Origin of the sequence: Modestobacter sp. VKM Ac-2979 (genome assembly GCF_026967995.1) — a bacterium.
GTDB lineage: Bacteria > Actinomycetota > Actinomycetes > Mycobacteriales > Geodermatophilaceae > Modestobacter.
This window is the reverse complement of the sequence record NZ_JAPVBO010000010.1, coordinates 1-16,863: the sequence shown is the minus strand read 5'-3', so window position 1 is coordinate 16,863 and position 16,863 is coordinate 1. Positions and strand designations below refer to the sequence as shown.

The following is a 16,863-nucleotide window of genomic DNA, read 5'->3' as shown; positions in this document are numbered from 1 at the left end:
TCCGAGCGACCTCGGGCAGATCGTCACACGCACACGCCAGGCAGATCCCGCGGGACGAGCCCCGACGAGGCGCGCTACAGGGCAAGCTGACGCCGTGCAGCACATCGGGATCGACCTCGCCTGGGGGCTCAAGCAGCCCACCGGCCTCGCCGTGCTCGACGACGCCGGCCGGCTGGTGCACGTCTGCGCGGTGCGCACCGACGAGCAGATCGAGACCGCGCTGGCACCGTTCACCGTCGGCCCGTGCATCGTGGCGATCGACGCCCCGTTGGTGGTCACCAACGCCACCGGCAACCGGGCCGCCGAGCGGGCGCTGAACGCCGACTTCGCGAGGTTCCAGGCCGGGACGCACCCGACGAACACCGGGAAACCCGAGTTCACCGATGGTGACACCCGGGCCGGGCGGATCGGCCGGCGCCTGCGGCTGGACCTCGATCCCCGCTCGGGCCGCGACCGCCGTGGGATCGAGGTCTACCCGCACGCGGCGACGGTGGCGCTGTTCCGACTGGGCCGTACGCTGAAGTACAAGAACAAGCCGGGCCGGGTGCTCGAGCAGATGCGCGCGGAACTGCTGTTGCTCATCGACCTGCTGGGCGCGGTGGTCGAGCTCGACCTCGGCGCACCGTTCGCCGGGCTGCGCCAGCAGGTGCAGGCCGCCACCCGCAAGAGCGAGCTGCGGGTGGCGGAGGACCAGGTCGACGCCGTGGTGTGCGCCTACGTGGGATGGATCGCCGTCCGGCGCCCGGACGAGGTGACCACCTACGGCGACGCGGCCGGCGGCGCCATCGTGACCCCGACCCTGCCGCCGGACCTGCAGCCCGGCCCCCGGGTCGCCGCACCCGCGGCCGACCCGGTGCAGCAGGCCATCCAGGCGTACGCCGACGGCCGGCCCGAGACCCTGGTCGCCGGGGCGCAGGCGCTCGCACTCGTCACCGGGGTGCTCGACGACGCGGGGATCAACTACCTGTCGGTGACCGGGCGGACCAAGACCATCGCCTCGTTCGCGGAGAAGGCGGCCCGCACGGTCGACGGCGTGCTCGCCTACCCGGATCCGGCGCGGGAGATCACCGACCAGATCGGCGTGCGGGTGATCACCTACGTGCAGAGCGACGTGGAGGCGGTCGCCGAGCTGCTGGCCGCGCAGGTGCGGGTGATCGACGACCGCGACATGGGTCGGCGGACCGCGCAGGAGGGCCGGTTCGGTTACTCCAGCCGGCACCTGCTGATCGGCGTGGACCCGGGCCGGGCGCCCGAGCTGCCGGAACTGGTCGGGCGCGTGGTGCAGGTGCAGGTGCGCACGGTGCTGCAGCACGCTTGGGCTGAGTTCGAGCACGACATCCGCTACAAGGGCACGGTGCCGGCCGAGCACGCCTCCGAGTTCGACCGCCGGTTCACCCTGGCCGCCGGGTTGCTGGAGCTGGCCGACCAGGAGTTCACCGCGATCCGCGAGCGCCTTCGGGCACCAGTTCCCGCCGACGAGGCCGACGACACCGACCCCGACGACCCTCGGATCGCGCCCCGCGAGCTGGCTGCGTTCCTGGCCGGGCAGTACGCCGACGCCGGCTGGTCGCGCCCGGACCACTACACCTGGATCTCCGGCCTGCTGCTGGAACTGGGCGTGACCAGCCTGGTGGAGCTGGGCGAGGTGCTGCGCAGCACCGACGACAGCGGCATCCCGGCCCGGATGGACTACCGCTATCCCCCGGGTGCCGTGCGTCGGCTGGACGACACACTGCTGGCCGGCTTCGGGCAGCGGTACGTGGAACTGCACGGGAACGCCGACCGGCGGACCGCGCTGACCACCCGGCTGCAGCGGCTCGCGGGCGACTGACTGGCGGCCCGGCAGCCGCCCGCGCGAGCGATGGGAAGCCCACCACCAGCGGTGGGGCTGCGGGCACCCCCTGTCCGCCCGCTACGACGAGCTCGCCGTCGTCCACCGGGCCGCAACATCCCTGCGCGCGGTCACCCTCTGGCTCGAGCGGTCCGGAGACACGCCGTGGCACGACCACTTCCACTTCTGGGGCCGGCGGCTCACCACCACGCCGCGGCCGAGCACCCGGCGGCCGGCGTCGCCGGCGACCGGCGGGACTGGCCGGAATGACGTTCGGGCGTGAGCAGGTCATTGCCTCACCCCCATGCGTGCTGTGCAGATCACCCGCTTCGGCGGTCCCGAGGTCCTCGACGTCGTCGACATCCCCGAGCCGGAAGCCGGTCCGGGGCAGAAGCTCTACGACGTCTCCGCCGCCGGCGTGAACTTCGCCGACACCCACCACCGGCTGTCGCACAACTGCTTACACCGTCCCTGAACCAGGCGCCTCCGCCAACCGCCGGCGGAGGCGCCGCGCAGCGGTGTGGTCACAACCGGGACAGTGTGGATCCGCATCAAAACGCCTGACAGCGGTTGCAGCGAGCCGGATGCAGACTCCGTCGCCGAAAAAATGAGGGGATGAGGGCACGCGGGGCCACTCCCGACGTGGCGTCCTTCGCCCCGTGGAAAGTGGCGCCGGGTCCAGCCACCGAGCTTCACGGGGCGGAAAGCCCACGACGTCCATAGCGTGGCCGCATGACCGCATCGGGGGGAAATGGAACTCGACGACCGGAAGCCCGGCAGGTCGACGTCGTCGAGTTCTGGCGGTTGCTCGAGCTTTTCAGTCCGCAACAGGTGAAGAATCCGGATCCCGGGCATGCCGATCGCCCCGTGGTCGACTGGAGCCCCGGCCGTCCGCTGCCGTGGGACGTGATGGCCCCACCGCAGCCCATCAGGGACAAGACCGGAGACAAGGCCAAGGACAAGGCCAGGGACTGGCAGCACGTCATCTATCTCGGGGTGTACGACCTCGAGGCCGTCTACGAGCACCTGCACCGGGTCTTCCCACACGACGAGGACGCCCACGACGAGCGCCCCGGCGGGACGAGCGCCTGCGCCATGCTCCTGGTGGACGCCGACGGCCGGATGGTCGAGGACAGCGCCGTCCTGTCCTCGGCGTTGTGGGGGCTCGGCCGCACCGTCGACCCGGGCGTCGCGGACCCGCGCTGGTCCACAGGCTTCGACGAGGCCCAGGATCGGCTGGCCGCGGAGTTCACCGAGCGACTCGCACCGACGCGCCAGAGGGTGGAGGGCGCCACCGGCTCGCAGCCGGCCACGGATCCGGCCACGGAAGCGCCCGACCGGCCGCGCATCGACGCCGGCCTGCTGACCGACCTGGTCGAGCTCGCCACGAAGGTGGCGGGGGTCGCCGGTCTCGAGGGGGTCGCCACCGCCCGGGTGCGGATCGCGAGCAGGGCGGTGCTCCGCGATGCGGCCGCTCCGGAGCAGCTGCCGGACTTCCTCAACAGCTTCCTGCTCGACGATCTCTACACGGTCGCCACCTCCGAGTGGGCCCCCGCCCTCCGCCAGTACCTGACCCCCGCCGGCGGCGTGCCGGAGTCTGACCGGGTGGACATCCGCCAGCGACCCGAGGAGGTCATCGCGGGTACCCGCGTCGAACGGCTGCCCGTCGGCCGGTGGCTGTCACGCCCCGACATGCACCTCGCCACCAGCCAGCAGTTTGCGGTCAACGAGGCGTTCGCCTCCCTGGGCAGCACTGCCACCGTGATGGGCGTCAACGGACCGCCCGGCACCGGGAAGACGACGATGCTCCGCGACGTCCTCGCGGGCAACGTGGTACGGCGCGCGGAGGCCCTCGCCGCCTTCGGCGCACCCGCCGAGGCCTTCACCGCCACGACCCACGAGTGGAAGGTCGGCGACCACAGCAGACGGATCCGCGCGCTGAGAGACGAGGTGACAGGGTTCGAAATGCTCCTCGCCTCCTCAAACAACGCGGCGGTGCAGAACGTCTCCGACGAGCTGCCGCGGCGGCAGGAAATCCACGATCCGGACGGCGTCGCCGACTACTTCGCCGATTTAGCGTCGGAGATCGCCGACCGGCAACGCACCAAGGAGCAGAAGAAGCTGCCTCCCGTCGCCGCGTGGGGGCTGCTGGCCGCACGCCTGGGCAAAAGCGCGAACAGAGGCAGCTTTTTCTCCGCGTTCTGGTTCGGCAAGGGCCCCCAGACTTCGTCCTCCCAGCCCCCAGGGGACGTGGTCCTCGGCTTTCAGCAGCGGCTCAAGAACTGGGAGTCCACGCCGGCTGACCGGCCCTCCTGGCGCGAGCGGAGGGAGGCCTTCGCCAAGGCACGCCGAGACGTCGGTGTGCTGCTCAAGCAGCGGAGCGAGGCGCAGGACCGGTTCGACCGCTCGAGGCAGACTCGCCTCGACCTGGCTGCGACCGATGACCGCATCTCCCAGCTGGATGCGGAACTGCGTTCGACCGCGGACCAAGTGGACTTTGCCGGGGAGACCCTTCGACGCCTCGAGTCGGTCGTCGGGGAGCGCTCGGTGCGCTACGTGCGGCACAAAGAGAACGAGCCGGGATGGCTGGAGAAGCTGTTCAGCCGTGGGACGACGCGAGAATGGCGGCGGATGCTGGTCAGCCTTGAGGCGGACCTGGCCGAGGCCGAGTCAGCCGCGGCGCCAGCACGTCGCATTCTCGACGATCTCGCCGCCTCCGCCGCCAGGATCACCGGCGAGCGGGACACGGGTCTCCGCACGCGGAGCCGGCTGCGGTCGGACCTCGACGCGCTCGATCGCGCGGTCCGGGAGGACGCAGCAACCGTGGGGTCGGCATACCCCACGGCCGAGTGGCTCCAGGACGACGAGTGGCGCGAGCTGCACACCGCCTGGCTCGACCGCAGCCTCGACGAGGCCCGGTCCAAGGCTTTCCTCGCCGCCCTGCGATTGCACGAGGCCTTTTGGGCCAACGTGCCGAACATCCGCAGGGACCTGCAGGCGTCGCTGGACGTCGTGAGCGGAGCCGCACCAAGGACTCTCGCACCGGAGGCCCGGCGCGCAGCGTGGCAGCTGCTCTTCCTAGTCGTGCCTCTCGTCTCGACGACCTTCGCCTCGGTGGGCCGCATGCTGCACGGGCTCGGACCGGGTGCGCTGGGCTGGCTGCTCATCGACGAGGCGGGGCAGGCGACCCCGCAGGCGGCAGTCGGAGCGATATGGCGCGCGAAGAGGGTTCTCGCCGTCGGTGATCCCATGCAGCTGACCCCGGTTGTCACGGTGCCGCGCCGCGCCCAGCAGGACATCGCGGCCGCCTTCTCCGTCGACGACGAGTGGATTCCTTCCATGACGTCGGTGCAGCGGCTCGCCGACCGGGTGGGCCGCTACGGGACGACGTTGAAGAACGGCGCTGACCCGCTCTGGGTCAGTGCGCCACTGCGGGTGCACCGACGCTGCGATGCGCCGATGTTCGGCATCTGCAACAGCATCGCCTACGAGGGCCTGATGATCGACGGGGTCCGGAACCGGCCGGACCCGAGGCCCACGCTTCCCCGCAGTCAATGGCTCGACGTCCGCGCCGCCGATGAGGGCAACCACCTCCAGCGCGCGGAGATCCGGCGGCTGAGAACCGCTCTGGCCCACCTCGCGCACAAGGGTGTCCAGATGGCGGACGTCATCGCGGTCTCGCCCTTCCGCGCGGTCGCCACCGCGCTAGAAGGCCTACAAGAGGATCACCGCGGCCTGGTCGCCGGCACGGTCCATACCGCGCAGGGCAAGGAGGCCGACGTCGTCTTCTTCGTCCTCGGTGGCGATCCCCTGCGCCCCGGCGCCAAACGGTGGGCCAGTTCCGCTCCCAACCTGGTGAACGTCGCCGTCAGCCGTGCACGACACCGGCTCTACATCATCGGGGATCGAAGCGCATGGAGGAGTCATCCGTTCTTCGACGTGCTCGAACGGGCGCTCGCAGAGCACGAAGGACGGACTTCCTGAGGTAGCCCCCCGCACCACAGCGCGGGCTCGAGGTCGGAGACTCAGGTCAGCACGAGCGCCCGCCGCAGAGGTGCACCGCGAAGGCTGCGGCCTCACTCAGCCGACGACGTCGGCGGTCCAGCCGGTGGCAGCTCCTCCGTAGGCCGGTTCTCCACGGGTAGCTCGATCACGATGACGGTCAGCGGCGGCGGAGCCGGAGCAGGATTTGCTTCGTTGTCGAGGTGCGTCAGCACCGCGACCATGATTGCTACCCAGGCAGCGAGTTCGGATGACGACGTCGGCTGGTAGCGGGTCCATAAAGACAGGGCCGCTACGTCGGTGTCGTCCTGGCCCTCATAAGCAGCTGAAGCCAGCAGCGTTGGAGGGAATCGGCCGTCCAGGAGCTTGGTACGAAACTCACGTCGCTGATCTGGCGTAAGTGCCGCTAGCACGTCCCAGAACTCCTACGAGTACTCCTGAATTTGACGCCAGGTAACCCGGTCGACGGCACCGTAGGTGGCCGCCAGTTGGCGAAGATCGATCGGAGTGGTCATGAGTAGCATCATCGCGCTGCCACGACTTCCTGCGGGCTGGCGGACCTGGTCGCCCCGCGCCGGGAGTCCCTGGACGGCCCGGCACTCGACGAGTGCGCCCTGGAGCGAACCTAGCCGCTCGGCCTACGGTCCTCACATGGATGCGCCTCTAGGAAAGTCGACGGGCCGCGAGCTATCGGGAGCGGGCGTGAAGGGCGCCGTCAGCCTGGTGCCGTTCGCCGGCGGTCCCCTAGCCAGGCCCCCGTGATTACTGCCTCGGGCGAGCCCCGCGATTGGCCGCGGCTCGGACGATGTCAGGCGCAAGGAACAGCACCACACGACCGGCGGCGCGTGCGCGCCGGCGTAGTGCGATGTTTTTCTGCGCCTGGTAGACGACCTGTACCACTTTGGCCGGGATGGCGCCGCGTGAACCGACTGGGAGGCCCATTTCCTTCGCAAGCGCGCGGATCTCAGCGGCGGGTAGAGGCGGCTTCATCGGCGGAGCTCCTGTCGGGATGCGGGTCGGTTGACGTCAAGATACGGGGGCGCGCTCGGGATCGAGGGACGTCAGCTGGACCCAGCCACCTCCGCGAGTGTCACGGCGAGGCCGAGCTGGTCAGCGCTCGAAGCCATCTCTGCCACGCTGCCGGTCGGCCGCCCGCTGCCGGTCCAGGAAGCTGGGCGCCGTGGGCGTCTGAACCAGACGCTTGGCCGCAGCCGCCCAGCGATCAGACCGACACAACGCGGTCGTCGGCGCGGCCGCCTCAGCTGTTGACGGTGGACCCGCACGGCTGCCCTAGCCTCACTGCATGCGAGCCGTGCAGATTACCCGCTTCGGTGGGCCCGAGGTCCTGGACATCGTCGACATCCCGGAGCCGGAGGCCGTCCCCGGCCAGAAGCTCTACGACGTCTCCGCCGCCGGCGTCAACTTCGCCGACACCCACCAGACGGAGGACAGCTACCTCGCCAAGCAGGAGCTACCGCTGATCCCGGGCGCCGAGTTCGTCGGCACCCCGGCCGGTGGCGGCCAGCGCGTGGTGGGGCTGCTGCCCGGCGGTGGCTACGCGCAGCAGGTCGCCGCGCACCCGCGGCTGACCTGGCCGGTGCCCGACGGGGTGACCGACGAGCAGGCGCTCGCCGTCGTCCTGCAGGGCGCGACCGCCTGGCACCTGCTGCGCACCTCCGCCCACCTGGCCGAGGGCGAGTCCGTCGTCGTCATCGCCGGCGCCGGCGGGGTCGGCACGCTGGCGATCCAGCTGGCCAAGCGCTGGGGCGCCGGCCGGGTCATCGCCACCGCCTCCAGCCCGGAGAAGCGGGAGCTCGCCGAGTCGCTCGGTGCCGACGCCACGGTCGACCCGGCGCTGGCGAACGACGACCCGAAGGCCTTCACCGCCGCGCTCCGCGAGGCCAACGGCGGCAAGCGGGTCGACATCGTCCTGGAGATGACCGGCGGCAACGTCTTCGACGGGTCGCTGTCGGCGCTGGCCCCGTTCGGCCGGCTGGTCGCCTACGGCATGGCCGGGCGCGAGGCCCCCGCCACGGTCGCCGTGCCCGCGCTGATGGGCACCAGCCGGGCGGTCATCGGCTTCTGGCTGGCGCACTGCATGACCCGGCCGGAGATGATGGACGCCGCGATGACCGACCTGCTGTCGATGGTCGCCGACGGCAGCCTGAAGCCGGTCGCCGGCGGTCGCTACCCGCTGACCGCCGTCCGCGAGGCCCACCAGGACCTGCTCGCCCGCCGCACCACCGGCAAGCTCGTCCTCGACCCGACCCGCTGAGCACCTGCCCCTCCCCGGCGCACCCGGGGAGGGGCTACAGCAGCCGGTTGGTCCAGAGCAGGGACGCGACGACGCCGAGGAACGCGAACAAGAGGCCGCCGCGGACGAACCACGGGCTGATGTCCTGCGGCTCGGTGGTGTAGCCGATCTGGCTGCCCAGGTCCTCGAACACCTCCGACAGCTCCTCGGCGCTGGCCGCCTCGCTGTAGCTGCCGTCGGTCTCCTCGGCGATCTGCTCCAGCGTGGCCCGGTCGACCGGCACCGGCACCCGCTCCCCGTTGATGTCCAGCGTGCCGTAGTCGGTGCCGAACGCGATCGTGGAGACCGGCACCGAGGCGGCGTTGGCCGCGTCGATCGCCTGGGTCGCTTCCCGGCCCACGGTGCTGTACCCGTCGGACAGCAGCACGATCCGGGCCGGCGGCGCCTCCATGCCCTCCGAGGCCAGCGTCGCCTGGTAGTTGGTGATGGCGGTGAGCGAGGTGAAGATCGCGTCCCCGATCGCGGTCGCCTCGGCCAGCTCGAGGTTGTCGATCGCGGTGAGCACCTCGTCCCGGTCCGTGGTCGGCGTGACGAGGGTGGCCGCCGTCCCAGCGAAGGCGACCAGGCCCAGGTTGATCCGCTCCGGCAGCACCTCGACGAACTCCTCGGCCGCCAGCTGCATGGCCTGGAAGCGGTCGGGTTCGACGTCGGTCGCGCGCATCGACAGCGAGACGTCGACGGCCATGATCACCGTGGCGCGTTCCCGGGGCACCCGCACCTCGGTGCTCGGCTGTGCCAGCGAGGTGACCAGCACCGCGAGCCCCAGGGCGACGAGCCCGAACGCGACGTGCCGGCGCCAGCCCGCCCGCTTGGGCACCAGCGAACCGAGCAGCGCCACGTTCGTGAACCGGGCGGCGTACTTGGCCCGGCGGCGCTGCAGCACCACGTAGAGGCCGACGAGGGCCACCACCGCCAGCAGCGCGGTCAGCCACGACGGGGACTGGAAGGTCATCGGGAGGCCCCTCCGCTGCCGGCGCGCCGGCGGTCGGCGACGTAGCGGACGACGTCGGCCAGCCAGTCGCGGTCGGTCTGCAGTCTCAGGTGCCCGGCACCGGCCCGGCGCAGGGCGGCGGCGATCTCACGGCGCTGCGCGGCGGCGCCCTCGGCGAAGCGGCGGCGGACCTCTGCGTTGCCGGTGGGCACCTCGAGCGTCTGGCCGGTCTCCGGGTCGACGACGGTCAGCAGCCCCACGTCGGCCAGCTCCAGCTCCCGCGGGTCGACCACCTCGATGGCCAGCAGGTCGTGCCGGGCCGACAGCCCCCGCAGCGGGCGCTCCCAGTCGGCGGTGCCCTGCGCATCCGATCCGAGGAAGTCCGAGATCACCACCACCAGTCCGCGGCGCCGCGGCGGGCGGCGCAACGACTCCAGCGCCTCGGCCAGGTCGCCGCGCCGGCCGGCGCCGGCCCGCGGGGTGGCGACGACGGACCGCAGCAGCCGGTCGGCGGCCAGCCGCCCGGGGCTGGCCGGGTACCGGTCAACCCGCTCACCGGTGGTTACGACGGCGCCCAGCCGGTTGCCGCCGTGCACGGTCAGGTGGCTCACCGCCGCGAGCCCGGCGATCGCCAGGTCCCGCTTCTCGCACTCGGCGGTGCCGAAGTCCAGGCTCGCCGACAGGTCGAGGACGACCCACGTCTCCAGCTCGCGGTCGGCGATGGTCTCCCGGACGTGCGGCACCTGGGTGCGCGCGGTCACCGGCCAGTCCATCCGCCGGACGTCGTCCCCGGGGTGGTAGGTCCGCGAGTCACCGGCCTCGCTGCCCGAGCCGGGCACCAGCCCGAGGTGGTCGCCCTGCAGCAGCCCGTCCAGCCGATGGCGGACGGTCAGCTCCAGGCGGCGCAGCAACACCGCCGAGTTGCTGCCGGGGCCGAAGTGCGGCGGCGCGCCGTTCCCCACCGCCCGGCCGGTGTCGTCCGGACCGGTCACACCGACTGCGGCCCGAAGCCGCCGTCGGGACGACCGCCACCCTGCGGGGCACCGTTCGAGCTGCCCTGCGGGGCACCGTTCGGGCTGCCCTGCGGCGGGCCGAACGACGGACCGCCGAAGCCGGGCACCGACGGGCCACCGGGGTTACCGGGCCCGTAGCCGGCGGCGCGCTGCCGCGGGGTGACCTGCGGCAGCGGCACGCTCTGCACCACCCGCTTGACGATGTGGTCGGCCGGCACGCCGTCGGCCAGCGCGTCGTAGGAGAGCACCAGGCGGTGCCGCAGCACGTCACCCGTCACGTCGAGCACGTCCTGGGGCAGCACGTAGTCGCGGCCGCGGATCAGCGCCAGCGCCCGGCTGGAGGCGATCAGGCCCAGCGAGGCGCGCGGGCTGGCGCCGTAGGAGACCCAGCTGGCGACGTCGGGCATCCCGTGCTCGTGCGGCGCCCGGGTCGCCACCACCAGCCGGACGACGTAGTCGACCAGCGCGTGGTGCACGAACACCTCCGAGGCGGTGCGCTGCAGCCGGCGCACGTCCTCGGGCCCCAGCACCGGCTGGGCCTGCGGCGGGGTCGACCCCATCCGGTAGATGATCTCGCGCTCCTCCTCCGGGCTCGGGTAGTCGACGAGCACCTTGAGCAGGAAGCGGTCGCGCTGGGCCTCCGGGAGCGGGTAGACGCCCTCGTTCTCGATCGGGTTCTGGGTGGCGAGCACCAGGAAGGGGTCGGGCAGCGGGTGGGTGACCCCGCCGATGGACACCTGCCGCTCGGCCATGACCTCCAGCAGCGCCGACTGCACCTTGGCCGGCGCACGGTTGATCTCGTCGGCGAGCAGGAAGTTGGCGAACACCGGCCCGAGCTCGGTGGCGAAGGTGTCCTGGCCGGACTTGTAGATCCGGGTGCCGATGATGTCGGCCGGCACCAGGTCCGGGGTGAACTGCAGCCGGGAGAACTTGCCGCCGACGACGGTCGCCAGGGTCTCCACGGCGAGGGTCTTCGCGACGCCGGGGACGCCCTCGAGGAGCACGTGCCCCCGGGCCAGCAGCCCCACGAGCATCCGCTCGACCAGCCGGTCCTGGCCGACGATGACCCGCTTGATCTCGAACAGCGCACGCTCCAGGCGGGCGGCGTCGACCGAGGGCGGCGTGGGCTGTTCGGGGGCGGGCGAGCTGCCTGCGGCGGTCACGCGTCGAGTGTCCTACACCTGCCTGTGCGGGCGACCGCGGCTGCGTCGTGCGGGGGACGACGACACCCGTTCGGGGCGTCGTCGTCCCCTGCCCGGAGACCGGCTGGACTGCTAGCCTGACGCTCGCGTCGGGCAGCTCCCCCCGTGGCTGCCCGACGCCTCACACGCGTGCCGGGCCGGCCTCAGGCAGTGGGGCGCACCGCACCGAAGTAGTCGCTGCCGAACCACATGGTGCTGATCCGCACCACATCCCCGCTCTGCGGAGCCTGGATGACCTTGTTGCCGCCGATGTACAGGGCCACGTGGTAGATCGAGCTGTAGTTGCTGCCGCTCCCCCAGAACACCAGGTCGCCGGCCTGCAGGTCGTTGCGGCCCACCGTCCGGTCGCTGAAGCGGGCCCACTGCGCCCGGCTGGTGCCACCGATGGCGATGCCGGCCTGGGCGTAGGCGTACTCGGTCAGCCCCGAGCAGTCGAAGCCCCAGATGTGGGTGTCCGGCGGGATGCCGTAGCTGGGACCGCGGCTGCCGCCACCACCCCACGAATAGGGCAGGCCCTGCTGGGTCTTCGCCGCCGCGATGGCGGTCTGCACGGCCGACCCGGACGGGGCACCGGCGTTGTTCGGCACCGGGGCCGGCGCCGGGGCGGGCCTGGGTGCCACCGGGACCGGAGCCGGAGCCGGAGCCGGAGCCGGCGCGGGCGCGGGCGCCGGAGCCGGAGCCGGAGCCGGCGCGGGCGCCGAGCGGCCGCTCCCCGAGGAGGACGACGGGGCGGACGGGGACGGCGAGGGAGCCGGAGCCGGGGCCGCGGCCCGCTGGGCGGCCGCGCGCTCCTCGGCCGCCTGCCGCGCACCCTCCAGGCCGAACAGCGTCTGCTGCGCCTGCACGAGCTCCTGCTCCACCTCGACCTGCTGGGTGGCCAGGGCAGCAGCCTGGTCGCGGGCGGCGACCTCCTGCACCTGCGCGGCGGCCAGCAGCCCGGCGGCCTCGGTCTTCAGCGTCTCGGCCTCGCCGACCGCCTGCTGGGCGGCCTGCTCGGCGACGGTCGCCTGCTCCTGCAGCACGGTGAGCTCGGCGACGACGTCGACCCGGTGCTCCCCCACGGCGCCGAGCAGCGCAGCGCGCTCGATCAGCTCCCCCGGTCCACCGGCGGTCATCAGCGCCCGGGCACCGGGGTTGGTGCTGCCCTGCTTGTAGCTGTCCCGGGCGAAGGCGGCGACCTCGCCCTTGCCCACCGCGACGTCGGCGGCGGCCTGGCCGGCAGCGGCCTGCGCCGCGTCGGCGGCGGCGCGCGCCTCGTCGTAGGCGCCCTGGCGCTCCTCGTAGTCCTGCAGCGCGATCTGCGACCCGATGCGGGCCTCGTCGACCGCGGCCTGCGCCCCGGCGAGCTGACCGGTGATCGCCCCGACCCGGGCGGCGGCCTCCTCGCGGGCCTGCTGGGCGGCGGAGATCTCGCTGTCGCTCGGTGCCGCCGCGGCCGTCCCGGGGGCGACCACCAGACACGCGGCGACGACGGTGCCGGCGGCGAGCGCACGCTGCACCCAGCGGGCACCTGCTCGTCGTCCTGTGCTGACCTGCGTACCGAACTGTGCGTGCACGAACCCGACTCCTCCGTTGCCCGGCGCCAGGGTGTTCGACGACGCCGGTCTCGACCAGTCCCGGCACACCCCTCGGGGTGTGCTCTCGCGGGGTCATCGACCGGATCGGGTGAACGGCTGAGCGCCGTCGGAGGGACCTCCCCCGTCGGGGTGAGGTGGATCAGCACGCACGGTGAGCACCGGCCCGGCCACTCATAGGAGCCGGGTCAGGCCCCCTCCCAGGGCCCCGCCCTGAGCTCGCGAAGGGTGGGGCCCTGGGAGGGGCTCCTTCCTCAGTTGACCTGGCGCTCGGAGTCGGCCCAGAAGGACTCGCGCAGCTTGAACTTCTGGATCTTGCCGGTGGCGGTGCGCGGGATGCCGTCGCGGAACTCCACCCGCTTGGGGGCCTTGTAGCCGGCCAGCGTCGTCCGGCAGTGCGCGATGATGTCCGCCTCAGAGGCGGTGGCGCCCTCGGCCAGCACGACCAGCGCGGTCACCATCTCCCCCCACCGGTCGTCGGGCACGCCGATCACCGCGACCTCGGCGACGGCGGGGTGGCTGAAGACGGCGTCCTCCACCTCGATGGAGGAGACGTTCTCCCCGCCGGAGATGATCACGTCCTTCTTCCGGTCGGAGATGGCGAGGAAGCCGGCGTCGTCGACGGTGCCGCCGTCCCCGGTGTGGAACCAGCCGCCGTCGAGGGCGTCGGCGGAGGCCTCCGGGTTCTCCCAGTAGCCGGCCAGCACGGTGTTGCCCTGCGCCAGCACCTCACCGGACTCGCTGGTGCTGATCCGGGTGCCCAGCGCCGGCGACCCGGCCCGGGACAGCGCCTTCGCCCGGGTCTGCACGTCCATCTCGTCGTACTCGGCCCGGGGCCGGTTGATCGTCAGCAGCGGCGCGGTCTCGGTGAGCCCGTAGATCTGGTTGAACTCCCAGCCCAGCTCCTCCTCCACCCGGGCGATCGTGCGCGAGGGCGGCGGCGCCCCGGCGACGATGATCCGCACCCGGTCCCGCCCGGGCACCTCGCCGTCCCAGTCGGCGGCCGCATCGAGCACGGCGTTCCAGACGGCGGGTGCACCGGCCATCAGCGTGACGCCGTGCTGCTCGACCCGGCGGAGGATCTCGGCGCCGTCGACCTTGCGCAACGCGATCTGCGTGGCCCCCACGCCGGCCGCCGTGTAGGGCAGCCCCCAGCCGTTGCAGTGGAACATCGGCAGCGTGTGCAGGTAGACGTCACGGTCGCTGACCTGCATGTGCAGGCCGAACGTGGTGGCGTTGACCCAGAGGTTGCGGTGGGTCATCTGCACGCCCTTGGGCCGCGCCGTCGTCCCGCTGGTGTAGTTGATCGTGGCGGTGGCGTCCTCGTCCGGCGCGGACCACGGCCGCGGCTCCGCGTCGTGCCGGAGCAGCCCGGACTCGTACTCCTCGCCCAACAGGAAGCGGTGCGGGACGTCGATGCCGGACAGCTGCGACTCCACCTCCGGGTCGGCCAGCAGCACGCGCGCGCCGCAGTGCTCGACGATGTAGGCGAAGTCCGCCGGCGCCAGCCGGAAGTTGACCGGCACGAGCACCCGGCCGAACGCGGGGACGGCGTAGAGCAGCTCGAGCAGCCGGGCCGAGTTGTGGCTGACCACCGCCACCCGCTCCCCCTCGCCGATGCCCAGCGCGTCCAGCCCGGCGGCGACCGCGCGGGCCCGTCGGGCCACGTCCCGGTAGCTCAGCTCCCCGAGGGAGGCCGCCGGCTGGGTCGGCTCGTCGACGACGCCGATCCGGTCGCCGTAGACCAGCTCCGCCCGGTCGAGGAAGTCACGGGTGGTCAAGGGCACGCGCATGCCGGGCTCCCCGGGGCCGAGGCCGGCTGCGGTGCCGGCCGAGTCCGAACGTGGTCGCCGTCACGCTAACGGCCACGGCGCGCGACCACGAGCCGCTCAGTCCGCGGCGGCCAGCAACCGGGGCAGCGCCTCGCTGATCGGCTCCCGCACGACCAGGTCGGCGAGCCCGTCGTAGGGGGTCGGCTCGGCGTTGACGATGACCACCCGGGCACCGGCGGCGGCCACCTCGACCAGCCCGGCCGCCGGGTGCACACCCAGGGAGGTGCCGACGGCCAGGAGGACGTCGCAGTCGGCGGCGGCCTGCGCGGCGGCGTCGAGCACGTCGGCGTCCAGCGCCTGGCCGAAGCTGATCGTCGCCGACTTGAGGACGCCGCCGCAGTCGACGCAGGCAGGGTCGGCCTCGCCGGCGTCCACCCGGGCCAGCGCCGCTGCCATCGGGGTGCGCGCACCACAGGCCAGGCACTCGACCTCGCGGACCGTGCCGTGCAGCTCCAGCACCGCGCTGCTGCCGGCGGCGGTGTGCAGCCCGTCGACGTTCTGGGTGAGCAGCGCCCGCAGCCGGCCCTGCCGCTCCAGCTCGACCAGCGCGGCGTGGCCGGCGTTGGGGCGCGCATCGGGGGCGGTGTCCCGGCGCATCAACCAGGCCCGGCGGCGGATCTCCGGGTCGGCGACGTAGTACGAGAGGGTCACCAGCTTCTCCGCGTCCGGGTCGCGGGTCCAGACGCCGTTGGGGCCGCGGTAGTCGGGGATGCCGCTGTCGGTGGAGATGCCGGCCCCGGTGAGCACGCAGATCCGGCGTGCCTCGGCAAGCCAGGCGGGAGGGGTCACCTCCCCAGGCTAGGCAGCCACCGCCTCCGGCAGCGGCTCCCCGACCTCCGACCGCAGCGGCCCGGCGACCACGGGCGGCAGCGCCGGGCGCCGCACCGCGCGGGTCGCCGCCGCGACCAGCCGCGGCACCAGCAGCCACACCGCCCCGGCGTAGACCGCCCCGAGCAGCGTGTCCACCACGTAGTGCTCCCCGGACCACACCAGCACGACCGGCATCGCCACCGCGTAGCCGACCAGCGCCACCCGCTGCCAGACCCGGTGCGCGACCGGCAGCAGCACCAGCGCGGTCAGGACGGCGAAGGCGGTGTGCAGCGAGGGCACCGCCGCCACCTGGTTCACCTGCCCCTGCCCGGCCGACAGCAGTGCACCGGCCTTCTGCAGCCCCAGCACGGCCCAGCCGGAGTTGCTCAGCCGGTCCACGTGCTCGATGACGCCGTCCTTCGCGGCCAGCCACGGCGGGGCGGCGGGGTACAGCACGTAGGTGACCAGCCCGGCCGCCGACAGCCCCACGACCAACCGGGCGTACGCCGTCCAGCGGCTCCGGTCGCGCAGCCAGAGGACCCCGAGCACCACCGGCGTCACCACGAAGTGGCTGCTGTAGACCAGCGACGCGAACACCGCCCACGCCTCGCCGCCCCAGTGCTCCTGCAGCCAGACGGTGGGCAGCACGCCACCGGCGAGCCGGCGGTCGGCGGCCGCGAGCTCACCGACGGCCACCGGCACGCCCAGCCCGTCGGCGAACCCGCGGCTGAGGTCGTAGAGCAGCAGGACCCCGGCCAGCGGCAGCCAGTCGGCGAACAGCCGCAGCAGCACCGGCCATCCCCGGCCCAGGGACTGCACCGCCAGCACTGCCAGCACCCAGCCCAGCAGCACCAGGCGATCGGTCGGCAGGCCGGTGACGAGACAGGTGGCGACGAAGGCGGCCAGCAGCCCGCCGGTCCCCAGCGCGCGCGCACCGCGGTGGCGGGCCGCCGGGAGGTCCGGCTGCCCGACCGGGGACGTCGTCGTTCCCGTGGTCTCCGCGAGGCTCATGGCGCGGCACGCTAGGTGACCCAGCGCACGTGTGGCGGCCGCCGGCGCACGGCACGCCGCGGGCGCGCGTCCCCCGTGACTGCGGTGACTGGCCGGGCACGTGGGGTCGGGAACGGCACCCGGGCCCGAGCGCCGTCCGTCGTGAGGATGCTCACCGAGGGTGAGGAAGGGTGGCCTTGCTCCACACAACCGGCCGGGGGCTGGGATGATCGGGGGTGGCACATCGAGGCGCAGGACGCGCGCAGGACCAGCGAGGGTGAGGCGCAAGAGTGGCAGCCAGCAAGAACAGCTTCGGAGCCCGGGCGACGCTCGACGTCGACGGCACCGAGTACGACATCTTCCG

At 72.9% G+C, this 16,863-nt stretch carries 11 protein-coding genes; 4 read left to right on the top strand and 7 right to left on the bottom strand.

The annotated features are described in order from the left end of the window. The first annotated feature begins 94 nt into the window (after window positions 1-94). The 4 genes from O2W15_RS23590 to O2W15_RS23575 all read left to right on the top strand — a co-directional run bounded on the left by O2W15_RS23590 (window position 95) and on the right by O2W15_RS23575 (window position 8,108). Window positions 95-1,831 (top strand): DUF429 domain-containing protein, encoded by a 1,737-nt coding sequence (locus tag O2W15_RS23590; RefSeq protein ID WP_269181228.1) that lies wholly within the window; start codon window positions 95-97, stop codon window positions 1,829-1,831. Between the two features lie 304 nt (window positions 1,832-2,135). Then, window positions 2,136-2,306 carry a Zn-dependent oxidoreductase gene (locus O2W15_RS23585; protein ID WP_269181227.1) on the top strand — a complete coding sequence of 57 codons (171 nt, stop codon included), beginning with the start codon at window positions 2,136-2,138 and terminating at the stop codon, window positions 2,304-2,306. Between the two features lie 257 nt (window positions 2,307-2,563). Continuing rightward, a complete protein-coding gene (locus O2W15_RS23580) occupies window positions 2,564-5,815 on the top strand; it encodes a DEAD/DEAH box helicase (protein WP_269181226.1) in 3,252 nt (1,083 codons plus the stop codon). Between the two features lie 1,321 nt (window positions 5,816-7,136). Continuing rightward, complete coding sequence (locus tag O2W15_RS23575) at window positions 7,137-8,108, top strand: quinone oxidoreductase family protein (RefSeq protein ID WP_269181225.1); 972 nt, start codon at window positions 7,137-7,139, stop codon at window positions 8,106-8,108. A 34-nt stretch (window positions 8,109-8,142) separates the two neighbouring features. On the opposite strand, the gene O2W15_RS23570 is transcribed toward O2W15_RS23575, so the two are convergent. From O2W15_RS23570 to O2W15_RS23540, 7 genes are all read right to left on the bottom strand, one after another. After that, window positions 8,143-9,099 (bottom strand): VWA domain-containing protein, encoded by a 957-nt coding sequence (locus tag O2W15_RS23570; protein WP_269181224.1) that lies wholly within the window; start codon window positions 9,097-9,099, stop codon window positions 8,143-8,145. Then, window positions 9,096-10,070 (bottom strand): DUF58 domain-containing protein, encoded by a 975-nt coding sequence (locus tag O2W15_RS23565; RefSeq protein WP_269181223.1) that lies wholly within the window; start codon window positions 10,068-10,070, stop codon window positions 9,096-9,098. Before O2W15_RS23565 ends, O2W15_RS23570 begins: the two co-directional genes overlap by 4 nt. Continuing rightward, on the bottom strand, window positions 10,067-11,254 hold the full coding sequence (locus tag O2W15_RS23560; RefSeq protein ID WP_269181222.1) for an AAA family ATPase: 1,188 nt from the start codon (window positions 11,252-11,254) through the stop codon (window positions 10,067-10,069). The genes O2W15_RS23565 and O2W15_RS23560 overlap by 4 nt, the downstream gene beginning before the upstream one ends. Window positions 11,255-11,436: 182 nt before the next feature. Then, on the bottom strand, window positions 11,437-12,792 hold the full coding sequence (locus O2W15_RS23555) for a C40 family peptidase (protein ID WP_269181221.1): 1,356 nt from the start codon (window positions 12,790-12,792) through the stop codon (window positions 11,437-11,439). 329 nt (window positions 12,793-13,121) lie between these two features. Next, on the bottom strand, window positions 13,122-14,660 hold the full coding sequence (locus O2W15_RS23550; protein ID WP_269181220.1) for an AMP-binding protein: 1,539 nt from the start codon (window positions 14,658-14,660) through the stop codon (window positions 13,122-13,124). Between the two features lie 96 nt (window positions 14,661-14,756). Beyond that, window positions 14,757-15,488 carry an SIR2 family NAD-dependent protein deacylase gene (locus tag O2W15_RS23545; protein WP_269181219.1) on the bottom strand — a complete coding sequence of 244 codons (732 nt, stop codon included), beginning with the start codon at window positions 15,486-15,488 and terminating at the stop codon, window positions 14,757-14,759. 9 nt (window positions 15,489-15,497) lie between these two features. Then, entirely contained in the window at window positions 15,498-16,520 is a 1,023-nt protein-coding gene (locus O2W15_RS23540) for a phosphatase PAP2 family protein (RefSeq protein WP_269181218.1), read from the bottom strand. Between the last annotated feature and the right edge of the window lie 343 nt (window positions 16,521-16,863).

What these genes read in the sequence shown, in the direction of transcription:
- O2W15_RS23585 (WP_269181227.1), top strand. Translation starts at nt 2,136, where the DNA reads ATGCGTGCTGTGCAGATCACCCGCTTCGGCGGTCCCGAGGTCCTCGAC.
- O2W15_RS23580 (WP_269181226.1), top strand. Translation starts at nt 2,564, where the DNA reads ATGACCGCATCGGGGGGAAATGGAACTCGACGACCGGAAGCCCGGCAG.
- O2W15_RS23575 (WP_269181225.1), top strand. Translation starts at nt 7,137, where the DNA reads ATGCGAGCCGTGCAGATTACCCGCTTCGGTGGGCCCGAGGTCCTGGAC.
- O2W15_RS23570 (WP_269181224.1), bottom strand. Translation starts at nt 9,099, where the DNA reads ATGACCTTCCAGTCCCCGTCGTGGCTGACCGCGCTGCTGGCGGTGGTG.
- O2W15_RS23550 (WP_269181220.1), bottom strand. Translation starts at nt 14,660, where the DNA reads ATGCGCGTGCCCTTGACCACCCGTGACTTCCTCGACCGGGCGGAGCTG.
- O2W15_RS23540 (WP_269181218.1), bottom strand. Translation starts at nt 16,520, where the DNA reads ATGAGCCTCGCGGAGACCACGGGAACGACGACGTCCCCGGTCGGGCAG.